This window comes from Nonomuraea muscovyensis (genome assembly GCF_014207745.1).
GTDB lineage: Bacteria > Actinomycetota > Actinomycetes > Streptosporangiales > Streptosporangiaceae > Nonomuraea > Nonomuraea muscovyensis.
This window is the reverse complement of record NZ_JACHJB010000003.1, coordinates 967,929-987,931: the sequence shown is the minus strand read 5'-3', so window position 1 is coordinate 987,931 and position 20,003 is coordinate 967,929. Positions and strand designations below refer to the sequence as shown.

The window sequence follows — 20,003 nt, the reverse complement described above, 5'->3', positions numbered from 1 at the left end:
GTTCTACCGGTCGCCGTAGTTGTAGAGCGGCTGGTTGACCGGCGTCGCGGTGGCGCCCGTGAAGGAGACGGTGGTGACCGTCGCCACGAGCGCTGCCACGGCGACGCCTATGATCGCTGCCAAGAGGATCTTGATCACGGGGGGTTCCTCCTCGGGCACGGCGTACATCAGGGGCGGTACACCAACCTAGAACCAATTCTTGCTACTCGGAAGTAGCTAAACGAAATCTTAATAAACTCACCGTTCAATAGCCGAATACGGACATACCCTCCGCCACGGGCCCATCGAAACGATACAGCCGCAGGTCAGGGCCATTAATGATCATCCGAGCAGCATTCAGGCGCGCCGCGATTGAGGACAGCTCGGCCGGGGTACCGGCGTTCACCACCACGTACCGGAAGCCCTGTGCGGACAGAGCTGTCGAGGATGTTTCTAGTACACGTTCTACTGTGCGGGCCCGCTCGTCCTCGCTCGGCACGACCAGCGTCCCGACCCGTACGGTGTCGTTGGCGACGACGTCCCGGCCGGGGACGGCGAAGAACCTCTGAGCCGGGTCCAGCACCGCCCGGCCGCCGTTCCACGGGAAGCGGCGGTAGGACTCGAACGGCAGGACCAGGATGTCGCCGGGCTCGCCGTCGCGCCGGATCGCCTCGCGGGCGGCCGTCCAGTCGCGGGGATAGCGCACCGCCTCCAGCGCACCCGCCGCGCCCCACGCCAGCGTCGGCAGGACCGCCAGCGGCACCAGCGCCATGGCGCCCGCCCACCGCACGCGCCCCTGTCGCGCGTCCCCCACCGGGCGGGCGGCGGGCTGGGCGGCGGACAGGGCTGCCTGCTGGGCGGCCGACCGAGTGGCCGACTGAGTGGCCGACTGAGTGGCCGACCGGGTGGCCGACTGGGCGGCGGCGGTCAGCAGGCCGAGGCCGACGGCCACCAGCAGCGCCAGCGGGGCGACGAACTGCTGGGCGTCCCGGAACACCGCGAACCCGCCCCACACCCCGATCAGCCGGGCGAGCGCGGCCCGGCCCGGCTCGCTCACCCCGGCGCAGGCGATCCCGAACCCGGCCACCGCCGCCACCGCCAGCCCCACCCGGTACGGCACCCGCCCGTCCCCCGCCGCCCCGGACGACCCCGCCATCTCCCCGGACGACCCCGCCATCACCCCAGACGACCCCGCAGGCCCCACTGGCCGCGCAGTCTCCGCCCGCCCGGCCTTCCCGGACCGGCCCGAACAGCGGAAGCCCGCCAGGCACGTGAACCCGGCGATCCCCGCCACCGCGAGCACCAGCCGCGCCACCGCCCCCGCGAGCGTCTCGTACCCGGCCGGAACCGCGTGGGCGTTCCAGATCCCGCCCAGCGACAGCAGGCTGCCGACAGCCCCGAACGGTGTGTCCGCCCGGGCGGCGAACGCCTCCACCCCCACCAGGTCGCCCGTCACCGTCCGCGGTCGCAGCAGCGCGGGCACCAGCCACGGCAGGCTGAACACCACCAGCAGCGCCGCCACCCGCACGGCGGACGCACGGGACCTGGCCACGGCGACCGGCAGGGCCGCCAGGCCGGTCACCGTCATGGCCGCGAACCCGCCCACCGCGGCCGGCAGCATCGCCAGGGCCGTCCGCCCCGGGCCACGCCCCGAGCACGCCGCGGCCACCACCCAAGGCAGCCCCGCGTACCCCAGCAGCAGCGCCCACTGCCCCATCAGCAGCCGCTCGGCCACGTAGGGGTTCCACACGTAGAACGCCCCGGCGACCAGCCGCGGCGCCAGGCCGGGCGCGGGCACGAGCCTCGCCGCCCCCGAGCACCCGAGCACGAAGACGCCGAGCAGGATCGCCTTCTGCACCAGCTCGCCGGGCAGCACCGACGACAGCGCCGTCACCACGGCGTCGCTGGGGACCACCCGCGGCGCGCCCCCCGCCAGCCCGAACGTGAACCGGGAGAACGCCGGGTCGGGCACGAAGACCATGTCCTGCACGAGCACGAACCCCCACCCCAGCGCCGGCCCGAGCGCCAGGCAGCCCAGGGCGAGGCCGAGCAGGGCGGCGGCCGTCCCTGCTCGCGGTGGGGTGCGGACCATCCCGCTATGACATCACAACCACACAACGGGCATTCCGCACGAATCCCCATCTAGTTACTCTTCCCGACAGAGGGGGCAGGCGGGGCGGCGAAGCGGGGAGACGGTGGGAACGCGTCCGAGAGAGCGCGGGGAGATCGTGCTGGCGGCGGCCATCGTGATGATCGTCGTGCAGCTCGTCTGGAAGTTCGACCTGGTCAGGCGGACGTACTTCCGCCAGGACGACTTCACGTTCATCGCCCGCGGGCTGGAGCGGGAGCTGACCTGGGACTACCTCATGCGCGTCGACTACGGCCACCTCATGCCGGGCCCGTTCGCGGTCCACTGGGCGATGGGCCGCCTCGGCGTCTACAACGACGTGCTGGCGCACGCCATCACCATCGGCCTGCAGGCCGCGGCCGGGCTGGCACTGCTGTGGCTGCTGAAGCTGCTGTTCGGGGCCCGGCCTGCCATCCTGGTGCCGCTGGCGCTCTACCTGCTGACGCCGCTGACGACCTCGTCGCTGTCGTGGTGGGCGGTGGTGATCGAGACGCTGCCGTACCAGATCGCGCTGCCCATGGCACTCGGCTCGCAGGTGCTCTACGCCAGGACCGGGAGGTTCCGGCACGCGCTCGCCACGGTCGCGTGGGCGGTCCTCGGCATGGTCTTCTACGTCAAGGCGCCGTTCATCCTGGTGCTCGCGTTCCTGCTGACCCTCGGGTGGCTGCCGCGCGCCCGGCGCCGGCCCGCGTGGCTGCTCTACCTCGCCGTGATCGCGGTCTACGCGGCGGTCTTCTTCCGGCAGCTCTTCACGTCGGTGCAGCTCACCAACGACACGGTACGGCCCGCGCTGCCCGACCCGGCGGTCGCCGCGAGCTTCGCCTGGAGGCTGCTGAGCGGCTCGTTCGTGCCCGCCGCGCTGGGCGGGCCGTGGCGGTGGCATCCGATCACCGAGGACTACGCCCTCGCGGCCACTCCCCCACCGCTGATGTGGGCCGCCCTCGGCGTCGCGGCCGTCGCCGTCGCGGTGTCGCTGGCCTACCGGCGGCGGGCCTGGCTCGCGTGGCTGACGCTGCTGGCGTACTTCGTGCTGGCGGACGTGGTGCCCGTCATGATCGGGCGCGTGGTGCAGCTCGGCCCCGACCTGGGCGGCATGGAGCTGAGGTACGTCTCCTCCAGCGCCGTCGTGCTGGCCGTGGTCGTCGGCCTGGCGTTCATCCCGGTCCAGGGCGAGGAACGGCCCTGGCTGCGGCCACCGGCCACACCGCCCCTGCTCCGCCACGCCTGGATCCCGCTGGCGGCGGTGGTCGCGGCCGGCTCGGTGTGGTCGGTGGCCGCGTACACCCGCCTGCCGCTCGGGGAGCACGTCAAGAGCTACGTCGAGACCGGCCGCCTGGCGCTCCAGCGCGCTCCGGCGCGCGCCGTCATCCTCGATGCCCACGTGCCGAACAGGGTGGTCGAGCCCCAGTTCTTCTACGACTACGCGCGCGTGTCCAAGGTGCTCGGCCCGCTCGCGCCGGAGCGACCCGGCGACCCGGTGAGATGGGCCAGACGGCTCACCGGCACGCTGACCAACCCGCTGGCCTTCGACACCGAGGGACGCCTGCGGCCGGTGGAGATCCAGGGACTCACGATCCCGCAGCGCGGCGGGTGCACACCGGTCTCGGGCCGGGGCGTGCGCTTCCCGCTGCCGCTGCCGATGCCCCACCGGGAGTGGACGGTCCAGATCGGCTACCTCAACCCGGCGGCCACCCGGCTCGCCGTCGAGCTGGGCGGCGGCCTGGAGCTGGTGCCCGCGGGCAAGGACTTCGGCTGGACGTTCGCCACGGTGACGGGCAGCGGCGCCGAGGTGACCCTCCGCACGGTGGACGGCCGTACCGCGTGCGTCGGCGAGATCAAGGTCGGCGTGCCGCGTCCCGCCGAGCACGGCACCCCCACGCCGCTCCAGCCCGTCGCGACCACCCGCCACTGATCCACCGCCGAGCCGCCGTGCCGGGCCGGGGCCGCGCGCCGCCGAGGCGGCCGGACCTCGCCGAAGGCCCCGTGGGAGGCCGGGCCGCCGGGGCCCGGCCTCCGCCGCTCACCTGCCGGGCTCGGGGTCCCGGGGCAGGCCGAGCATGCGCTCGGCGATGATGTTGAGCTGTACCTCGGTCGTGCCGCCGTAGATGGTCATCGCCCGGGTGGCCAGCACGGCCCGGTTCCAGTAGCCCGCGTCGCCGAGCGACATGTCGGCCGCCACCACGGCCGCCGGCCCCAGCAGGGAGACGGCCGCCTCGGAGACGTGCTGGGCGTGCGAGGTGGACAGCAGCTTGCGCACCGAGGCGTCGGCTCCCGGCTCCGCCCCGGCGAGCTGCTTCAGCGTCACCCGCAGCGACAGCGCGTTGATCGAGTGCGCCTCGCAGATCACCTCCGCGAGCCGGTGCTCCTCGGCGGGGGTCAGCTCCCGCCCGAGCCGGCCGACCAGCCCGAGCAGGTCGGACACCGACGCACCGGTGCCGCCGGAACCGGACGACAGCGAGACGCGCTCGTTCGACAGCGTGTTGCGCGCCACCTTCCAGCCCTGGCCGACCTCGCCGACGACCAGTTCGTCGGGCACGAACACGTCGTCCAGGAAGACCTCGTTGAACAGGTTCTCGCCGGTCATCTCGGTCAGCGGCCGGACCGTCACGCCGGGGGCCTTCATGTCCACGAGGAAGTACGTGATGCCCTCGTGCTTGGAGCCCTCGGAGGAGTTGCGGGCGATGCAGATGCCCCACTCGGCGACGTGGGCGACGGAGGTCCAGATCTTCTGGCCGTTCAGCCGCCAGCCGCCCTCGACCTTGTCGGCCTTCATCTGCAGCGAGGCCAGGTCGGAGCCGGCGCCCGGCTCGGAGAAGAGCTGGCACCAGATCATCTCGCCGCTGAGCGTCTTGGGCAGGAAGCGCTCCTGCTGCTCGGTCGTGCCGTACGAGACGATGGACGGCACCACCCACGCGCCGATGATCATGGCGGGGAGTCTGACCCGCGCGGCCTTCAGCTCCTGCGCGATGAGCACCTGCTCCAGCGGCGCGGCGGCGCGGCCCCACGGCTTGGGCAGGTGCGGCATGACGAACCCGCGCGCCGCCAGCGCCCGCTTCTGCTCCGCGCCCTCCAGCTCCTTGATCTCGGCGATCTCGGCGCGGATGGACTCGCGCAGCGGCGCGGCGTCCTCGGGCAGGTCGATCTCCATCTCCCGGGCGACGCCCCGCAGGGCCAGCGCGGTGACGGTGGCAGCCCACCCGGCGGACGGGCCGAGCAGGGCGCGCAGCGTCAGAGCGCGGCGGTAGTAGAGGTGGACGTCGTGCTCGAAGGTGTAGCCGATGCCGCCGAAGGTCTGGATGGCGTCCTTGGCGCACAGGACGGCCGCGTCGGGCGCCATCACGGCGGCGACGGCGGCGGCGTACTCCAGCTCGGGGCCCTCGGCGCGGGTGGCGTCCCAGACGGTGGCGCGGGCCTGCTCCAGCGCGACGAGCATCCGCGACAGCTTGTGCTTGATGCCCTGGAACTGGCCGATCGGGCGGCCGAACTGGACGCGTACCTTGGCGTACTCGGCGGCCGACCGCACGCACCACGACGCCAGCCCCGTCGCCTCGGCCCCCAGCAGGATGGCCGCCAGGGTGAGCACGCCGGAGCGCTCGACTCCCTCCAGCACCCGCTCGGCGGGCACACTCACGCCCGCCAGCTCGACCCTGGCCGCCGACCGGGTCAGGTCGAGCGACTTCAGCGCGGTGACGGTCGCGGCGGCGGCGTCGAGCGCGACCCACTCCTCGCCCTCGGCGGTGGAGACGGGCAGCACCAGCACGTCGGCCAGGGCGCCGCCCAGCACCGGCTCGGCCGTGCCGGACACGACCAGCGCGCCGTCGCCGTCGCGGGTGCCGGTGAGCGTGCCCGTCAGCGCGACCGCGCCGGTGAGCGTGCCGTCGGCGAGCGCGGGCAGCAGCTCGTGCCGCTTGGAGGCGTGGACGACGGCGCCGGCCAGCACGGTCGGCACGTAGGGGCCGGGCGCCATCCGCTCGGCCAGCGCCTCGATCGCGACCGCCGCCTCCAGCAGCCCGTAGCCGGACCCGCCGGCCTCCTCGGGCAGGTGCAGGCCGAGCAGCCCCTGGTCGGCGAGGCCCCCCCAGAAGGGCGGGCGCTCGCCGGCGGACCCGTCAGCGGCGGAGCGGAGCAGCTCGGCGGGGATGTTCCGCTCGGCCCAGCCGCTCACCGACTTACGGAGCGCCTCGTGCTCCTCGTTCAACCCGATCGCCATCGCTACATCCTCCAGCCGGTCCCGGTGATGCCCAGAACCATATTCTAGAGGATGCTTCTATACTAGATGGGGCGGATTCGCGCGGCGAGGGTGTTGAGGTCGCGCCAACGCTTCTTGCCGCTCTCCGGGATCGAGGCGAAGAGCATGGCGGGCTTCGCCTTGCCCGACTCCACCACCGAGACCAGGGCCTGCGAGACCTGCTCCGTGCCCGCGACGGTGTAGGTGACCTGGTAGCCGAGTGTCCAGCCGGCGCCCACGGGGTTGGGCTGGGAAGCGGTCCAGGTGAGCCTGGCTCCCGCGGGATACTGCCGGGTCAGCGTCCAGGTGGCGGCGCGCACGGCCAGCTTGCGGTAGTCGGCGTCCTTGGACGGCTTGGTCGTCGGCGCGGCGCCGGGCACCAGGGCCGAGCCGATCACGGAGGTGGGTGCGGTGGCCTTCCCGATGCGCTGGGCGAGGGTGAACGGCTTGTGGGTCACGCTCGCCCACGGCGCGCCCAGCCGGGGGTAGCTGATGCCGTTCCTGGTGTCGTAGACGATGCCGGCCACCACCGACGCGGTGCCCGACAGGCCGGCCAGGGCCTTCTTGGCCGGCACCGGCGGCAACGCGACCGCGCTCGCCGAGGGCGTCGCGGCGTCGGGCACGGTCGCCAGGCCGGCCACCTCGTGGGAATCCGCGCCCTCGCCGGATCCGTCTCCCGAGAAGATCAGGAACGTCAGCACGAGAGCCGCCACGGTCGTGATCGACACGCCGATCAGGTAGAGGGACTTGAGCGAGACGCGCCCGAGCAGGCTCGGCTTCGGCGGCGGCGACGTGGGCACGAAAGGCCCCCGCGAGACCGGGCGCGGGATCACCGCCGTCTCGTCCTCGGCGACGACCTTGCGGAACGGGGTGGTGGGAGCATCGAAGGGAGGTCTCTGGTCACCGACGTCCGCCATGCGTCGAGATTACGTCACTCGGGTGATTCCGTCGCACCCCCCGCTCGCGAGCTGAGCAGTGCGAACAGCGGAGAAGGCGTGTCCTTCCGGCCGCTCCGGGAAGGTACCTTCCATGAGGAAGATCGCCGCGGCGCTCGTCGCCGCCGTCGTCATCCCGCTCACCGGTTGCTCGGCGCCGCAGCCGGCCGGCACGACGTCTCCCTCGCCCTCGGACACCGGACGCACCGGGGCCTCTCCCACCGGCCCGGCCGCCTCGGCGCTCCCGCTGGAGGCCACCTTCCAGCAGGTGATCAACGACGTGCTGCCGTCGATCGTGCAGATCAACACGCGGGTGGGGCTCGGGTCCGGCATCGTGTACGACACGGCCGGGCACATCGTGACCAACGCGCACGTGGTCGGCCAGGCCACCACGATGACGGTGACCCTCGCCACCGGGGGCGAACCACGCTCCGCCCGGCTCGTGCGAAGCTTCGAGGCCGGAGACCTGGCGGTGATCAAGGTGGACGACCCGAACGGGCTCAAACCGGCCAGGTTCGGCGACTCGTCCAAGCTGCGGGTCGGCCAGATGGTGCTGGCCATGGGCAATCCGCTGGGCCTGTCGGGCAGCGTGACCAACGGCATCGTCTCGGCGCTCGGCCGCACGGTGACCGAGCCGCAGACCGCCGGGTCACCGGGCGCGACGATCGCCAACGCGATCCAGACCTCGGCCGCCATCAACCCCGGCAACAGCGGCGGCGCCCTGGTCGACCTGGCGGGCCAGGTGATCGGCATTCCCACGCTCGCCGCCACCGACCCCGAGCTGGGCGGCGGGGCGGCTCCCGGCATCGGGTTCGCCATCCCCAGCAACACCGCCACCGACATCGCCGCGCAGATCGTCCGCGACGGCAAGGTCACCAACACCCACCGGGCCGCGCTCGGCATCCGGGGCAGCACCGTCGTCGGCGCGGACGGACAGCCGATCGGCGCGGGCGTGGCCGGGGTCGAGCCGGATGGCGGCGCGGCGAAGGCGGGCGTCCGGAGCGGCGACGTGATCGTGGCCGTCAACGGCAAGGACACGCCCACGATGGCCGCGCTGGCCGAGATGCTCACCACGCTCAAGCCCGGCGACCAGGCCAAGGTGGAGGTGCTGCGGCGGGACGGCTCGCGGGAGACGGTCACGGTGACGCTGGGGCAGCTCCCGGGCGAGTGACCGGCCGGGGGCCGGTCACTGGCGGGCGTCGAAGACGATCTCCACGCGGCGGTTCCTGGCGCGGTTCTTCGCCACCGGCTTGCCGTCCACGAGGTTGGGCGCCTTGGGGCGGCTCTCGCCGTACCCGCGGGCCTGGAGCGTCACCCCCGTGTCATCGAGCAGGGTGTGCATGACCTGCTCCACGGCCTGGGCGCGGCGCTGGGACAGCCTGCGGTTGTAGGCGTCGGCGCCCTGGTCGTCGGTGTGCCCCTCGATCCTGACCACGCCCCCGGCGGCCTCCGTCCGCACCTTGGCGGCCACCTGCTCCAGCCGCCGCCTGGCCTGAGCCGTCAGCACCCACTTGTCCACCGCGAACAGGACGTCGCTGGTCAGCGCGACCGTGACCTCGGTGCCGCGCCGGCTCTGGCTCTCGGTGCCGTCGAGCGACTCGACCTCGCCGATGATGTCCTCGACCGGCAGCACCAGGTCCTCGACGGCGCCCGTGACGCCGGGAGGCGGGGTCGGCACCGGGGTGGCCGCCGCGGCGGCCGGCGACGCCACGAGCGACACCGTCAGAACCGCGGCGGCCAGGACGGCACTAGGAGATCGGGACATCGGTGATCACGCCGATCATGGGCATCTCGACATTGATCTTGGTGACGTCCGGCGGCGGCGCGGCGAACACCGCGTACAGCGTGGAGGTCTCGTCCTTCTTCAGGAACTGCCCCTGCGTGTCGGAGCACACGCACTCGGCGTCGCTGCCCGAGCCGTTGCGGGCGACGCGGTAGCGCTTGGCGTTCACCGGGTCGATCAGCGACACGGCGTCCACCGAGTACTCGAGCGTCGCGGTGCTCATGCCGTTGTGCAGGTTGACGCTGCCGGACAGGGCGGTGACGGTCCAGGTGAGGGTGACGGTCCTGCCCTGCCGCTTGAGGGCGGAGATCTCGGCGCGGGCCGCGCCGGACTGCCCGCCCGACGTCACCTTGGTCTCCCGGCTCGCGATCACCTCGCCGCCCTGCGCGGGCTGCTCCTGGGTGGCGGAGGCGACCGGCTCCACGGGCGGGGCGGTCTCTGACTGGACGGTCGGCGGGCGGCTGTCCTGCGTCTGACGTTCCTCGCCGCCGGCGCCCTGCTGGGCGGGCAGCATCCCGCAGCCGGCCAGCGCGACGGCCGCGACGGCCAGCGCCATCGTCTTTCGCATCTTTTGGTTCACCTTCACTGTCGGGGGTACGCGCCCGGAGGTCCGGACCCGTGAGGCGACGCTAGTGCGGCGACCTTCAGGATCCGCATAGCGCTCCGGACGTCGCGGCTGTGGAGTGGGCCGCCCCCTATGCGGACCGGCCGCGACGCCGGCGCGCCTCCTGCGCCAGTCGTTCGGCCTCCGCCCGGCCACGGCCATCACCAAGGATGTCAAACTCTCCCATAACGGCAGCAATCACCTCAACCGCCTCATCAATCTCATCAAGGTCGAGGTGTGCCGTCGCCAGGACGAGCATGCCGTGCGCGGCGCGGCGGCGGTCGCCGTGCTCCCGGTACGTGGCCACGGCGTCCCGCGCGAGGGCCGCGGCCGTCTCGGGTGTGCCCTCCGACGTGGCGATCCTGGCCAGCAGGAGCAGCGTCGCCGCCTCGGGCAGGCGGTCGCCGAGACGCCGGTTGATGCGCAGCCGGCGCTCCGCGCACTCGCGGGCCGGGCCGGGACGGCGGGCGTCCAGGTGCAGCCGCGCGAGGTCCAGCAGCGCTTCGGCCTCGCCACGCGGGTCGCCCAGCTCGTGGTAGGCGGCGCGGCCGCGCTCCAGCAGGGCGGGGTCCCGCCGCACCGCGCCCAGGGCGCGCAGCGCGTCGGCCGTGCCGCGCTGGTCGCCGGCCTCCTCGAACACCCGCAGACACCTGGTCAGGGCATGCTCGGCCGCCTCCGGCCGCTCCTCCACGAGCCCCAGCCGCAGCGTGATCCTGGCCAGTTCCAGCCCTTCCACCAGAGGCTGGGCCGCCCTGAGCGCCGCCGCGGCGGCCTGCGGCCGGCCCTCGATCCGGTGCAGGTCGGCCAGCCCGCGCAGCAGCAGCGCCTCACCCTCCCGATGCCCCGCTGCCCGGGCGGCGTCGAGGCCCGTCGCGGTGGTGGCGTGCCAGTCGTCGTGGTGCCCGCCCAGCTCGAACAGCGGGGTCAGGTAGAAGGCCAGCCGCCAGGCCGCCTCGTACAGGCCCACCGCGCGGAGGTCGCCGACGGTCGCCACCAGGAACCTGCGCTCCGCGCTCAGCCAGCGCGCCTCGCCGCGCAGCCTGCCGGTCTCCAGCAGGCTCTCCGCCGTACGGGCCACGGTACGGCCGGAGCCGGGCTCGGCGGGCAGCAACGCGGCCCGCGCCCGCCGCACCCGGGCCAGCACCCCACCCGCCACCTCCCCCAACACCCATCGCCGCCCGGCCGCTCCCCTCCCGGCCGCGAGGTCCCGACCTCGCCCCGCCTCTCCTCCTCCGGCCGCGACGTCCGGTCCGGGGGCCGACTCCTCGGCCAGCCGTTCGGCGGCGAAGAGGCGGGTCAGGTCGTGCCAGCCGTAGCGTTCCTGCCCCGCCTCGTCCAGGCCGCGTGACTGGAGCAGCCCCGCCTCCGCCAGCGGCTCCAGGTCCGCCCCGAACACCCATGAGGCGAAGTCGGGCGCCGACAGCGCGCCGAGCGCGCGCAGCAGCCGCCGTTCCGGCTCGGCCAGCCCCTGATACCCGAGGGCCAGGCTTCCCCGGACGGCCAGGTCGCCCGCGCTCAGCTCGTCCAGCCTGCGCCGCTCGTCACCGAGCCGCCCGGCCAGGTGGTCGAGCGTCCACCCGGGCTTGCGGGCCAGCCGCGACCCGGCGATGCGCAACGCCAGCGGCAGCCCGCCGCACAGGCGCGCGATGCGGCGGGCCGCCTCCGGCTCGGCGGCCACCCGGTCGCGCCCCGCCACCGCGGCCAGCAGGTCCACCGCCTCGCCCGCACCGAGGACGTCCAGCTCGTACGCCCGCGCCCCCTCCAGCCCGGCGAGCGGCGAGCGGCTGGTCACGATCGTCAGGCTGCCGGGCCCGGTGGGCAGCAGGGGCCGTACCTGCGCCTCGTCGGCGGCGTCGTCCAGGACCACGAGCAGGCTCCGGCCGGCCGTCATCCCCCGATACAGCCTGACCCGCTCCGCCACCCCGACCGGCACGGCCCCGTCCGGACAGCCCAGGCAGCGGAGCAGGTCCTCCAGCACGGCGCCCGCCGGGCGGCCGGCCAGGGAGGCGTACAGCCGCCCGCCGGGCAGGTTCGGCGTCGCGGACGCCCGTACGGCGACGGCCGACTTCCCGCAGCCGGGCGGACCGTGCAGCACGAGGACGGCGGGCGGCGCGCCGGGCCCGGCCGTCCGGGAGGTGATCCAGGCCAGCACGTCGGTCCGCCCGGTGAAGTCGCTGATGTCGGGCGGCGTCTCGTTGATCGGGACAGGCCGCGGTGCGGCGGCCGGCCGGTCGGCCGCCAGGGCGCGCCGGTGCGCCTCCCGCAGTTCCTCTCCCGGTTCCAGCCCCAGCTCGTCCACCAGCAGGCGGCGCGCCTGCTGGTAGGCCGCGAGCGCGTCCGGCCTGCGCCCCGCCTGGCACAGGGCGTCGAGCAGCCGCGCCCACGCGCGTTCGCGCAGCGGGTAGGCCGCCACGAGGGCGCGCAGCTCGCCCACCACCTCCGCGCCCCTGCCGAGCCGCAGGTCCAGCTCCGCCCGCTCCTCCACGGCGGTCAGACGCAGCTCCTGCAGAGGCACGGCGTGCAGGCGGCGCAGCGCGGACGACTCGACGTCGGCCAGCGCGTCACCCCGCCAGAGCGCCAGCGCGGCCCGGAAGTCGTCGGCCGCCTCCGCGACGCGGCCCGCCTCCCTCGCCCGGCGCGCCCGGCCGACCAGCCGCTCGAACCGGTGGCAGTCCACCTCGTCGGCCTCCACCGCCAGAAGGTAGCCGCCGGGCACCGTCACGATGCCGTCGACCAGCTTGCGCAGCGCGCTCACGTACACCCGCAGGACCGGCTCCGCCGAGGCGGGCGGCCGGTCGTCCCACAGCAGGGTCATCAGCCGTTCGACCGGCACCGCGTTGCCCGCCGACAGCAGCAGCGCGGCCAGCAGCGCCCGGTGCTTGGCCGGGCCCGGCGGCGCGCCGGCCTCGATCCGCAGCGGTCCGAGCAGCCCGAACCGCACCCGCTCCGCCCGCACCGTGGCCCCTACCCGCCGACCGGCTTGAGGTCGAACGACTCGAACCGCACCCGCAGGCCCTGCCTGCCCGCCGGCGCCGCGTGCACGCCCGCCTCACCCGGCCCCAGGGGGTCGTCCGTGTCGGTGGCCTCGGCGATGAGCGCCTCGTTCAGCCACATGCGCAGCGTCGCGCCGCTCGCGTCGCGGCGGCACTCGGCCACGACGCGGCCGGGGTCCGCGATCCGCGCCGGCGCCGGGCCGCGCAGGACCACCGGCCGGCGTCCCGCGGCCCGCTTGACGATGGCCGCCTCGTTCGCGCTGCTCAGCACGAACTCGTACCGGCCGCCCCCGCTCGCCCCGTGGCACCACACGCCGTACTCCCCCGCGCCCCGTTCCGGCCGGACCTCGGCGCTGACGACCACGGCGCCGCCGGGTTCGCGCCGGGGCGCCGACTTCCACAGCCGCCAGCCCGGCTCGACGGTCAGCACGTACGCCGTCCCCTCGGCCCGCGCCGTGCCCGCCCGCGAGGTCCCCACCTCCCAGCCGTCCGTGAAGTCGGCCCGGTACGGCCCGCTCTCCGGCTCCAGCACGAGCACGCCGCCCACGGCCGCCGCCACCAGCACGGCGACCACCCCGACCGCCCAGACCACCCACCTGCCCGCCCTGCGCCGACCGCCTCCGCCCGACACACCACCCGGCGCGCCATCCGCCGCGGCTCCCGGCGCGCCGTTCGCCGCGGCCTCCGGACCGCCCGCGAGCACGCCGGGCCCGCCCGTCGTGGCGGCTCCGGGCGCAGGGCCCGTGCCCGGGCTCGGGCTCGGGCTCGGGCTCGGAGTGCCGGTGCGGGTCTCAGGGCCGGCCCCGCCACGGATCACGGGGCCGGTCCAGGTGCGTTCGACCACCTCCGTGGCGCGGGCGGGGGTGAGCGCCCCGCCGCCCACGAGAGCCGCCAGCAGCCGCTCGGCCGTCGGCCGGAGCCGGGGATCCTTGGCCATCGCCCGCTCGACCAGGTCCCGCATGTTCTCGTCGAGCCCGTCCAGCGACGGGCCCTCGTTGACGATGCGGTAGAGCACCTCGGCCGGCGCCCCGCCACCGAACGGCAGCCGGCCCGTGCCCGCGAACGCCAGCACCCCGCCCCAGGCGTAGACGTCGGCCGCCGGGCCGAGCGGCTCGCCGCGCACCTGCTCGGGCGCCATGAACGCGGGCGTCCCCAGGATCGCCTGGCTGACCTGACTGCCCGGCCCCGCGTCCACGAGTTGCGCGATGCCGAAGTCGATCACACGGGGGCCGAGCGGCGACAGCAGGACGTTCGAGGGCTTGAGGTCCCGGTGGATCACCCCCGCGCCGTGGATGGCGCTGAGCGCGGTGGCGATGCCCACTGCAAGCGCGTCGAGGTTCGAGCCGGACAGCGGCCCCTGCTCCCGCACGGCCTGCGCCAGGTCGGGCCCTTTGACGTACTCGGTGACGAGGTAGGCGGTGTCGCCGTCGATCCCGGCGTCCAGCATGGGAGCGGTGCAGAACCTCGCCACCCGACGCGCGGCGGTCACCTCCCGCTCGAATCGCCGCTGGAACGCGGGATCGCGGGCGAGCTCCGGGTGGATCACCTTGACCGCGGCCAGACCGCCGGTCGGGGTGCTGGCCAGGTGCACCACACCCATGCCGCCCCGCCCGAGCACGCGCCGCAGCACGTACCCGCCCACGATCCGGTCCCCAGTCATCGCAGCCACCTTAGCCATGTCCGGACATACCGGATCTGACCCCCCGGGTCCAGCACTCCGCGGCAGAAGGCCCGAGCCGGCGGCACCGGTCCCGATGTGCCGGACGGGGATCAGATCAGCGACCCCGGCGTTACGGACACGGGCCGGAGCCCCGGACGCCCGTCCGCAGTGTCCCGATTGTCCGTGCACCTGGGTGATCGTCTGGTCTACGCTGACGACCATGGGTGCCGAAGCGAGTATGGATTTCGACGAGGTCGGCAAGCTGGCCGGCAAGGTGGGCGAGGCCCGCAAGGCCGTCGAGCAGGGGCGCACGGCCCTGGCCGGGGGGCCCGGAGCCGTCACCTACATCCCCGTGCCGAACATGCCCAGCAACAACGCGTTCGGCGACACGAACAACGCCACCGCGGCCAGTTCCGCGCACGCCGACCTGCAGACGTCGGCCGACGGGCTGGCGGAGATCCTCATCAGCGTGATCGACTCCGACGAGAGCAGGCTGCGCAAGGTCATCCAGGCGTTCAAGCAGTTGGACGACGAGATCGCCGACCGGCTGTTCGCCCAGGCCAGCAAGGGCTTCGACGTCTACAGCGCCCACGTGCACAGCCACGGCCTGCACGAGTACGACGACTTCGTCCGCACCGGTCAGATCGACACGCTCCACGAGGCCATGAACCGCGGCCCGTCGCTGCTGGGCGCCGACCTCAACGTCGTGACCCACCACGGCGACAACCCGAAGATCAACTCGTCAGGCGACGCCATCCACGACCTGAAGACCGAGGGCTACACGGTCTACTCGGGCGCGGTCAACGAGGACGGCAAGGTCGTCGGCACCTCCCCCTCGGGCACGCGCATCGACCACGTCGCGGGCTCGCCGACCTTCACCATGAACGGGCAGCCCGTCCTGGTCGACGGGGCCACCTCCGACCACGACGGCCAGCAGGTGGACGTGGAGATCCCCAACTGGTAGGCCGCTCACCGCGGCTTGATCTGGACCTCCGTCTTGGCCGCTGACCGGCCCTCGCCGTCGTCGATCCGGGTGTCGCCCTTGCCCGGCTCGTTGGACGGCAGCGTGATGCTGCCGCCTTCGACGTCCAGCTTCACCCGTTCGCTGTCTCCAGTGCCCTCGATGACGTCGCCCTCGCGGACGAGCACGGCGTTGCCGAACGGCGCGTTGACGATGTCGCCGATGATCGGCCAGTCGTCGTTCGCGTGGTACTTCGAGCTCGCCTCCTCGAACTTGACGTCCCAGTTGTCGCCGGTGCGGTTCTCGAGCTCCTCCTCCAGGTCGGCGATGTCGTGCTGGAACACCTCCTGGACGGTGGCGATGTCCGTGTCCTGGCCGGCGATCACCTGGGCGATCTTGGAGATGTCCTCGGAGTCGGTGCCGCTGGAGTCACCGGGAGAGTTGCCGGCGCCCTGGCCGATGTTGAGGTTGAGCAGGCGTACCGTGCGCGGCTTCCATTCCTTGCTGATGAGCTCGAACTGGTTCTCGTAGAACTTCATGTCGCGCTTCTTCTCCGCCAGCACCTCGTCCACCCGCCTGCGGATCTCCTTCGCCGTGGTGATCGCGCCGGTGACCAGCTTCGACTGCTCGGCGTCGCGGGGGCGGAAGGTCAGGCCGGTGTAGTCGCTGCTCGCGGGCACCCCGTTGAGCCGCTTGCGCTCCTCGTTGAGGAGCCCCTGCTGCACGCGCAGCACGGTGGCGGTGTAGGTGAGCACGTCGGCGACGTTGGCGGCCCACTTGCCGAACAGCTCCACGTCGGCGGTGAACTTCTTGCGGTAGCCGTTGAACGACGTGGCGGTGTCGCCCGTCCAGTACTCCTTGGCGAACACCTGCTGCGCGGCGTCGTTGATCAGGCCCTCGGCGGAGGTCACCTTGGTGCCGAGGCTGCGCCACGTCTCGGCCAGTTTCTCCAGTCGCTCCGGATCGGCATTCAGATCCCACAGGTCCGTGGTCGTGATCGGGGCGGGCTCGGCCATGAGGGCCTCCTGGTGCGAGGGACAGCCGCACCAGGCTTACACCACGGCGTGACCATCTGCAAGATCACGGAACGAAACCGCCGGCACACGGAAACGGCTGAACACCGGGTCGGCCGCCACGCTGCCGGCCAACGGCCTCATCCTGAACGGCCCCGTCAACCCCGACAATCACCGCCTCGCCCGCACGGGCCTCAGCCCTTGACCGCGCCACTGGTCAGGCCGCCGACGACAAACCGCTGCAGGAACTGGAACAGCACGAGCACAGGCAGTGCCCCGACCAGCGCGCCGGCGGCGAACAGCCCCCAGTTCTGGCCGAGCTTGTCGGAGACGAGCTGGTAGAGGCCGACGGCGAGCGTCTGCTGGTCGGGGTCGGTCAGGACCAGCCCGGCGATCACGAAGTCGTTGAGCGTCGCCACGAAGGCGAACAGCCCGACGACCACCAGGATCGGGGCGACCAGCGGCAGCAGCACGCGGAAGAACACCTGGGCGTGCGAGGCGCCGTCGATCTGGGCGGACTCGTCCAGCTCCCTCGGCACGGTGTCGAAGAAGCCCTTCATCAGGTACGTGTTCACGCCCAGCGCCCCGCCCAGGTACACCATGACCAGGCCGAGCCTGCTGCCGAGGCCGATGGCGGGGAAGACGTCCCTGAGCGCCGACAGCAGCAGGAAGATCGCGACGTAGGCCAGGAGCTGCGGGAAGAGCTGGACGAAGACCAGCACGAGCAGCCCGGCCCTGCGTCCCGTGAAGGTGAACCTGGAGAAGGCGTAGGCGGCGCACGCGCCGAGGAAGACCGACCCGGCGGCCGTCGTCAGGCCGATGACCATGGAGTTGGCGAACCAGCTCGGGAAGGGGTGCAGCGGATCGGTGAACAGCGCCAGGTAGTGCGCCGGGGTCGGCTCGGCGAACAGGTCGTTCGAGCCGGTCAGCGTGCCGCTCGGGTTGGTCGAGGCGGCGAGCACGAACAGCAGCGGGAACAGCGCCACGGCGACCGCCGCCACGCCGACGGCGTGGCGCCACCCGTACCTGAGGAACCAGCGGCCCATGTCAGCTCGCCTCCAGCCTGCGCGCCCTGCGGAACCCGGCGAGCGAGACCGCCGCGATGACGGCGAAGATGAGGATGGACACCGCGCAGGCCAGACCGTAGTTCCTGGCGCTGCCGCCGAAGGCGAGCTTGTAGACCAGCGAGATGAGCAGGTCGGTGGAGCCGACGTCGACGGGCGAGGAGGCGTCCCTGGGTCCGCCGCCGGTGAGCATGTAGATCACGTTGAAGTTGTTGAAGGTGAAGGCGAAGGTGGCCACGAGCACGGGCGCGGTCGCGGCCAGCAGCATCGGCAACTTGACGTGGCGCAGCACCCGCCAGGGGTTCGCGCCGTCGAGTTGCGCGGCCTCGGTGAGCGCGGGCGGGATGGCCTTCAGCGCGCCGGTGCAGATGAGGAACATGTAGGGGAAGCCGATCCAGACGTTGACGGCGAGCACGCTGAGCTTGGCCAGCCAGGGGTCGGTGAGCCACGGCACGTGCCCGCCGCCGAGCAGCACGGCGTTGACGAAGCCGTGGTCGGAGTTGAGCAGCCCCTGCCAGAGGATGGCCGCCATGAAGGCGGGGAAGGCGTAGGGAAGCACGATCAGCGAGCGGTAGGCCCGGTGCCCGCGCAGCCCCGGCCGGTCCAGCACCAGCGCGAGGCCGAGCCCGAGGGCGAACATCAGCCCGACCGACAGCCCGGCGAAGGCGAACGTCCAGCCGAGCACGCCGAGGAACGGGCCTCTGATTCCGGGATCGGTGAGGACCGTGCGGAAGTTCTCCAGCCCGACGAACACCTTCCAGCCGGGGCTGAGCGCCCTCCCGTCGGGCGCCGCGAACCGGCCGTGGCCGTCGTCACGATAGACGGTTCCGGTGCCGGGGTCGGTAACGGTGCCCGCGCGTTCGTCGTAGCGCAGCGTCGAGTGGTACGTCGCCACCGTCACGGCGTCCGAGGTGCGCAGGCTGCCCTGACCCGGCACCGGCACGCGCAGCGCGGTGATCTCCGCCTGCCGTGCCACGATCTCGGCGTACGGCAGCGGCCGCCACCCGCCCGGCTCCGCCCCCGGGATCAGCGGCCGCGTGGCGGAGCCGACCCTGCCGCCCACCAGGAATCCCAGCTCGCCGCCCCGCTCGACGACCCGGACCGGCTGGACGGGCGACCCCGGCACCCTGACCTCGCTGGCCGCCAGGATCGCGGCCACCGCGTCCTGCCTGGTGCCGTTGTGGCCGTCGCCGTAGTTGGTGAAGGCCGCGTAGCCGGTGTAGAGGACGACGTACACCTGGTAGAGGAGCAGCAGGACCACGCCCGGCGCGAGGTACTTCGCGGGGACGCGCCGTCTGCCGAGGTAGATGACGTTGATCGCGAGCGTGCCCGCCAGCATCGCGGCGAACGCCCACCACGAGCGCTGACCGGCGAGCGCCACCAGCCCGTAGACCGCGAACGCGTCCACCACGCCCAGCACGAGCGGCTTCACGTACCTGGTCATCGGTCAGTTCGCGATCTTCGCTCGGATGCGGTCGGCGGCGTCCCTGGTCAGCTTCGCCGGATCGCCGTCTCCGGTGATGATCGCCAGTTGCGACAGGCCCCAGTCGCCCCAGACCGCGTCCATCGCGGGCACGTTGGGCGCGGGGCTCCCGGCCAGCGCGGCCTTGGCGAACCCGGTCAGCACCAGGTCGCCGCGCAGCTCCTCGCGTACGGCACTCAGGGCGGGCGGCCGGCCGCCCGCCGCGTACAGCCGGCGCTGCGCGTCGGGGGTGGCCAGGAAGTTGAGCAGGAAGTCGTTGGCCACGATCGGGTTGGCCGACTTGGCGCTGACGTAGAAGCCCTGCACGCCGACGAACGGCCGGGCGGGCCGATCGCCCGCCGGGGGCACCGGCTCGACGGAGAAGGCCAGGCCGGACCTGGCCAGCGCGGGCGCGTCCCACGGCCCGGTGACCAGGTACGGGGTGCGGCCCTCGCGGAAGGCGTCGGTGGCGATCTCGCCGCTCAGCGATGTGGAGATCACCTTGGCTCTGGCCAGCCCGCGCAGGTAGGCGGCGAACGCCAGCCCGCCCCTGTCGTCGATCGCCAGCTTGTCGCCCTCGAACACGCTGGAGCCGAAGGAGGTCTGCAGCGGGTAGAGGTGGTAGGGCGAGCCCGCCTTGGGGTCGACGGGCAGCCCCACGGGGAAGTCCGCCTTGCCGTCGCGGACCAGCTTCTGGCCGGTGGCGACCAGCTCGCCGAACGTCTTCGGCCGTTGCGGCGCGAGCTTGGTGTTCCGCAGCAGCGCCACGCTCTCGATCGCGTACGGCAGGCCGTACGTCTGGCCTTCGTAGCGCATGGCGTCGAGCGCGAGCTTCGGGAAGGCCGAGGCGGTGGCGCCGAGGTCGATCGGGGCGACGACGCCGTTCTGGACGAGCTTGCCGAGCCAGTCGTGCGGCCCGGCGATCAGATCCGGGCCCTGGCCGGTGGGCGCCTGGGAGATGAAGTCGTCGCGGAGGCCGCCCATGCTCTTCTGCACGATCTTGACCTGGACGCCTCTGGACTTCTGGAAGGCCGTGGCCAGGTCCCGCAGCGGTCTGGCGCGGCTGTCGTCGGCCCAGACGGTGAGGACGGCCGCGGCCTTCGCGGCGGGGGCGGGGGTGGCGGCGGCGCAACCGGCGGCCAGCAGGGCCAGGCCGGTCACGGCCAGGATGGTCGTGCGCATGTGGGTGCTCC

General features: G+C 73.3%; 15 protein-coding genes. 3 read left to right on the top strand and 12 right to left on the bottom strand.

Annotation, left to right across the window (positions count from 1 at the left end; genetic code table 11):
• Window positions 1–3: 3 nt before the first annotated feature.
• Both FHU36_RS45995 and FHU36_RS36310 read right to left on the bottom strand, forming a co-directional pair.
• Window positions 4–138, bottom strand: a complete 135-nt coding sequence (locus tag FHU36_RS45995; RefSeq protein WP_281394582.1) for a hypothetical protein — start codon at window positions 136–138, stop codon at window positions 4–6.
• A 106-nt stretch (window positions 139–244) separates the two neighbouring features.
• On the bottom strand, window positions 245–2,071 hold the full coding sequence (locus FHU36_RS36310; protein ID WP_185088563.1) for an MmpA family trehalose lipid delivery protein: 1,827 nt from the start codon (window positions 2,069–2,071) through the stop codon (window positions 245–247).
• A gap of 103 nt (window positions 2,072–2,174) precedes the next feature.
• Here FHU36_RS36310 and FHU36_RS36305 point away from each other — a divergent pair, with 103 nt between their 5' ends.
• Window positions 2,175–4,019 carry a hypothetical protein gene (locus FHU36_RS36305; protein WP_185088562.1) on the top strand — a complete coding sequence of 615 codons (1,845 nt, stop codon included), beginning with the start codon at window positions 2,175–2,177 and terminating at the stop codon, window positions 4,017–4,019.
• Window positions 4,020–4,127: 108 nt separating this feature from the next.
• On the opposite strand, the gene FHU36_RS36300 is transcribed toward FHU36_RS36305, so the two are convergent.
• Together FHU36_RS36300 and FHU36_RS36295 are read right to left on the bottom strand one after the other, a co-directional pair.
• Window positions 4,128–6,317 carry an acyl-CoA dehydrogenase family protein gene (locus FHU36_RS36300; RefSeq protein ID WP_185088561.1) on the bottom strand — a complete coding sequence of 730 codons (2,190 nt, stop codon included), beginning with the start codon at window positions 6,315–6,317 and terminating at the stop codon, window positions 4,128–4,130.
• A gap of 62 nt (window positions 6,318–6,379) precedes the next feature.
• Window positions 6,380–7,252: a hypothetical protein gene (locus tag FHU36_RS36295; RefSeq protein WP_185088560.1), complete on the bottom strand. Its 873-nt coding sequence runs from the start codon at window positions 7,250–7,252 to the stop codon at window positions 6,380–6,382.
• Window positions 7,253–7,364: 112 nt separating this feature from the next.
• Between FHU36_RS36295 and FHU36_RS36290 the strand changes: the two genes are divergently transcribed.
• On the top strand, window positions 7,365–8,441 hold the full coding sequence (locus FHU36_RS36290; protein ID WP_185088559.1) for a S1C family serine protease: 1,077 nt from the start codon (window positions 7,365–7,367) through the stop codon (window positions 8,439–8,441).
• Between the two features lie 15 nt (window positions 8,442–8,456).
• Here FHU36_RS36290 and FHU36_RS36285 read toward each other — a convergent pair whose 3' ends face one another.
• From FHU36_RS36285 to FHU36_RS36270, 4 genes are all read right to left on the bottom strand, one after another.
• Complete coding sequence (locus FHU36_RS36285; RefSeq protein WP_185088558.1) at window positions 8,457–9,035, bottom strand: OmpA family protein; 579 nt, start codon at window positions 9,033–9,035, stop codon at window positions 8,457–8,459.
• Entirely contained in the window at window positions 9,019–9,621 is a 603-nt protein-coding gene (locus FHU36_RS36280; protein WP_185088557.1) for a hypothetical protein, read from the bottom strand. Before FHU36_RS36280 ends, FHU36_RS36285 begins: the two co-directional genes overlap by 17 nt.
• 127 nt (window positions 9,622–9,748) lie before the next feature.
• Window positions 9,749–12,613 carry an AfsR/SARP family transcriptional regulator gene (locus tag FHU36_RS36275; RefSeq protein WP_312892080.1) on the bottom strand — a complete coding sequence of 955 codons (2,865 nt, stop codon included), beginning with the start codon at window positions 12,611–12,613 and terminating at the stop codon, window positions 9,749–9,751.
• Window positions 12,614–12,621: 8 nt separating this feature from the next.
• Window positions 12,622–14,310, bottom strand: coding sequence for a serine/threonine-protein kinase (locus FHU36_RS36270; protein ID WP_185088556.1), 1,689 nt, complete (start codon window positions 14,308–14,310; stop codon window positions 12,622–12,624).
• A 220-nt stretch (window positions 14,311–14,530) separates the two neighbouring features.
• On the opposite strand from FHU36_RS36270, the gene FHU36_RS36265 reads away from it, so the two are divergent.
• Window positions 14,531–15,274, top strand: coding sequence for an endonuclease/exonuclease/phosphatase family protein (locus FHU36_RS36265; RefSeq protein WP_185088555.1), 744 nt, complete (start codon window positions 14,531–14,533; stop codon window positions 15,272–15,274).
• Between the two features lie 5 nt (window positions 15,275–15,279).
• Here FHU36_RS36265 and FHU36_RS36260 read toward each other — a convergent pair whose 3' ends face one another.
• The 4 genes from FHU36_RS36260 to FHU36_RS36245 form a co-directional block, all read right to left on the bottom strand.
• Complete coding sequence (locus tag FHU36_RS36260; RefSeq protein ID WP_185088554.1) at window positions 15,280–16,287, bottom strand: hypothetical protein; 1,008 nt, start codon at window positions 16,285–16,287, stop codon at window positions 15,280–15,282.
• A 191-nt stretch (window positions 16,288–16,478) separates the two neighbouring features.
• Window positions 16,479–17,330 (bottom strand): sugar ABC transporter permease, encoded by an 852-nt coding sequence (locus tag FHU36_RS36255; RefSeq protein WP_185088553.1) that lies wholly within the window; start codon window positions 17,328–17,330, stop codon window positions 16,479–16,481.
• Between the two features lies 1 nt (window position 17,331).
• Window positions 17,332–18,792, bottom strand: coding sequence for an ABC transporter permease subunit (locus tag FHU36_RS36250; protein ID WP_185088552.1), 1,461 nt, complete (start codon window positions 18,790–18,792; stop codon window positions 17,332–17,334).
• A gap of 3 nt (window positions 18,793–18,795) precedes the next feature.
• Window positions 18,796–19,992, bottom strand: coding sequence for a sugar ABC transporter substrate-binding protein (locus tag FHU36_RS36245; protein WP_185088551.1), 1,197 nt, complete (start codon window positions 19,990–19,992; stop codon window positions 18,796–18,798).
• Window positions 19,993–20,003 lie beyond the last annotated feature (11 nt).

Bases quoted from the DNA above. Each gene is read 5' to 3' on its own strand.
- FHU36_RS36310 (WP_185088563.1), bottom strand. From the start codon at position 2,071: ATGGTCCGCACCCCACCGCGAGCAGGGACGGCCGCCGCCCTGCTCGGC.
- FHU36_RS36300 (WP_185088561.1), bottom strand. From the start codon at position 6,317: ATGGCGATCGGGTTGAACGAGGAGCACGAGGCGCTCCGTAAGTCGGTG.
- FHU36_RS36295 (WP_185088560.1), bottom strand. From the start codon at position 7,252: ATGGCGGACGTCGGTGACCAGAGACCTCCCTTCGATGCTCCCACCACC.
- FHU36_RS36290 (WP_185088559.1), top strand. From the start codon at position 7,365: ATGAGGAAGATCGCCGCGGCGCTCGTCGCCGCCGTCGTCATCCCGCTC.
- FHU36_RS36285 (WP_185088558.1), bottom strand. From the start codon at position 9,035: ATGTCCCGATCTCCTAGTGCCGTCCTGGCCGCCGCGGTTCTGACGGTG.
- FHU36_RS36280 (WP_185088557.1), bottom strand. From the start codon at position 9,621: ATGCGAAAGACGATGGCGCTGGCCGTCGCGGCCGTCGCGCTGGCCGGC.
- FHU36_RS36270 (WP_185088556.1), bottom strand. From the start codon at position 14,310: ATGACTGGGGACCGGATCGTGGGCGGGTACGTGCTGCGGCGCGTGCTC.
- FHU36_RS36265 (WP_185088555.1), top strand. From the start codon at position 14,531: ATGGGTGCCGAAGCGAGTATGGATTTCGACGAGGTCGGCAAGCTGGCC.
- FHU36_RS36260 (WP_185088554.1), bottom strand. From the start codon at position 16,287: ATGGCCGAGCCCGCCCCGATCACGACCACGGACCTGTGGGATCTGAAT.
- FHU36_RS36255 (WP_185088553.1), bottom strand. From the start codon at position 17,330: ATGGGCCGCTGGTTCCTCAGGTACGGGTGGCGCCACGCCGTCGGCGTG.
- FHU36_RS36250 (WP_185088552.1), bottom strand. From the start codon at position 18,792: ATGACCAGGTACGTGAAGCCGCTCGTGCTGGGCGTGGTGGACGCGTTC.
- FHU36_RS36245 (WP_185088551.1), bottom strand. From the start codon at position 19,992: ATGCGCACGACCATCCTGGCCGTGACCGGCCTGGCCCTGCTGGCCGCC.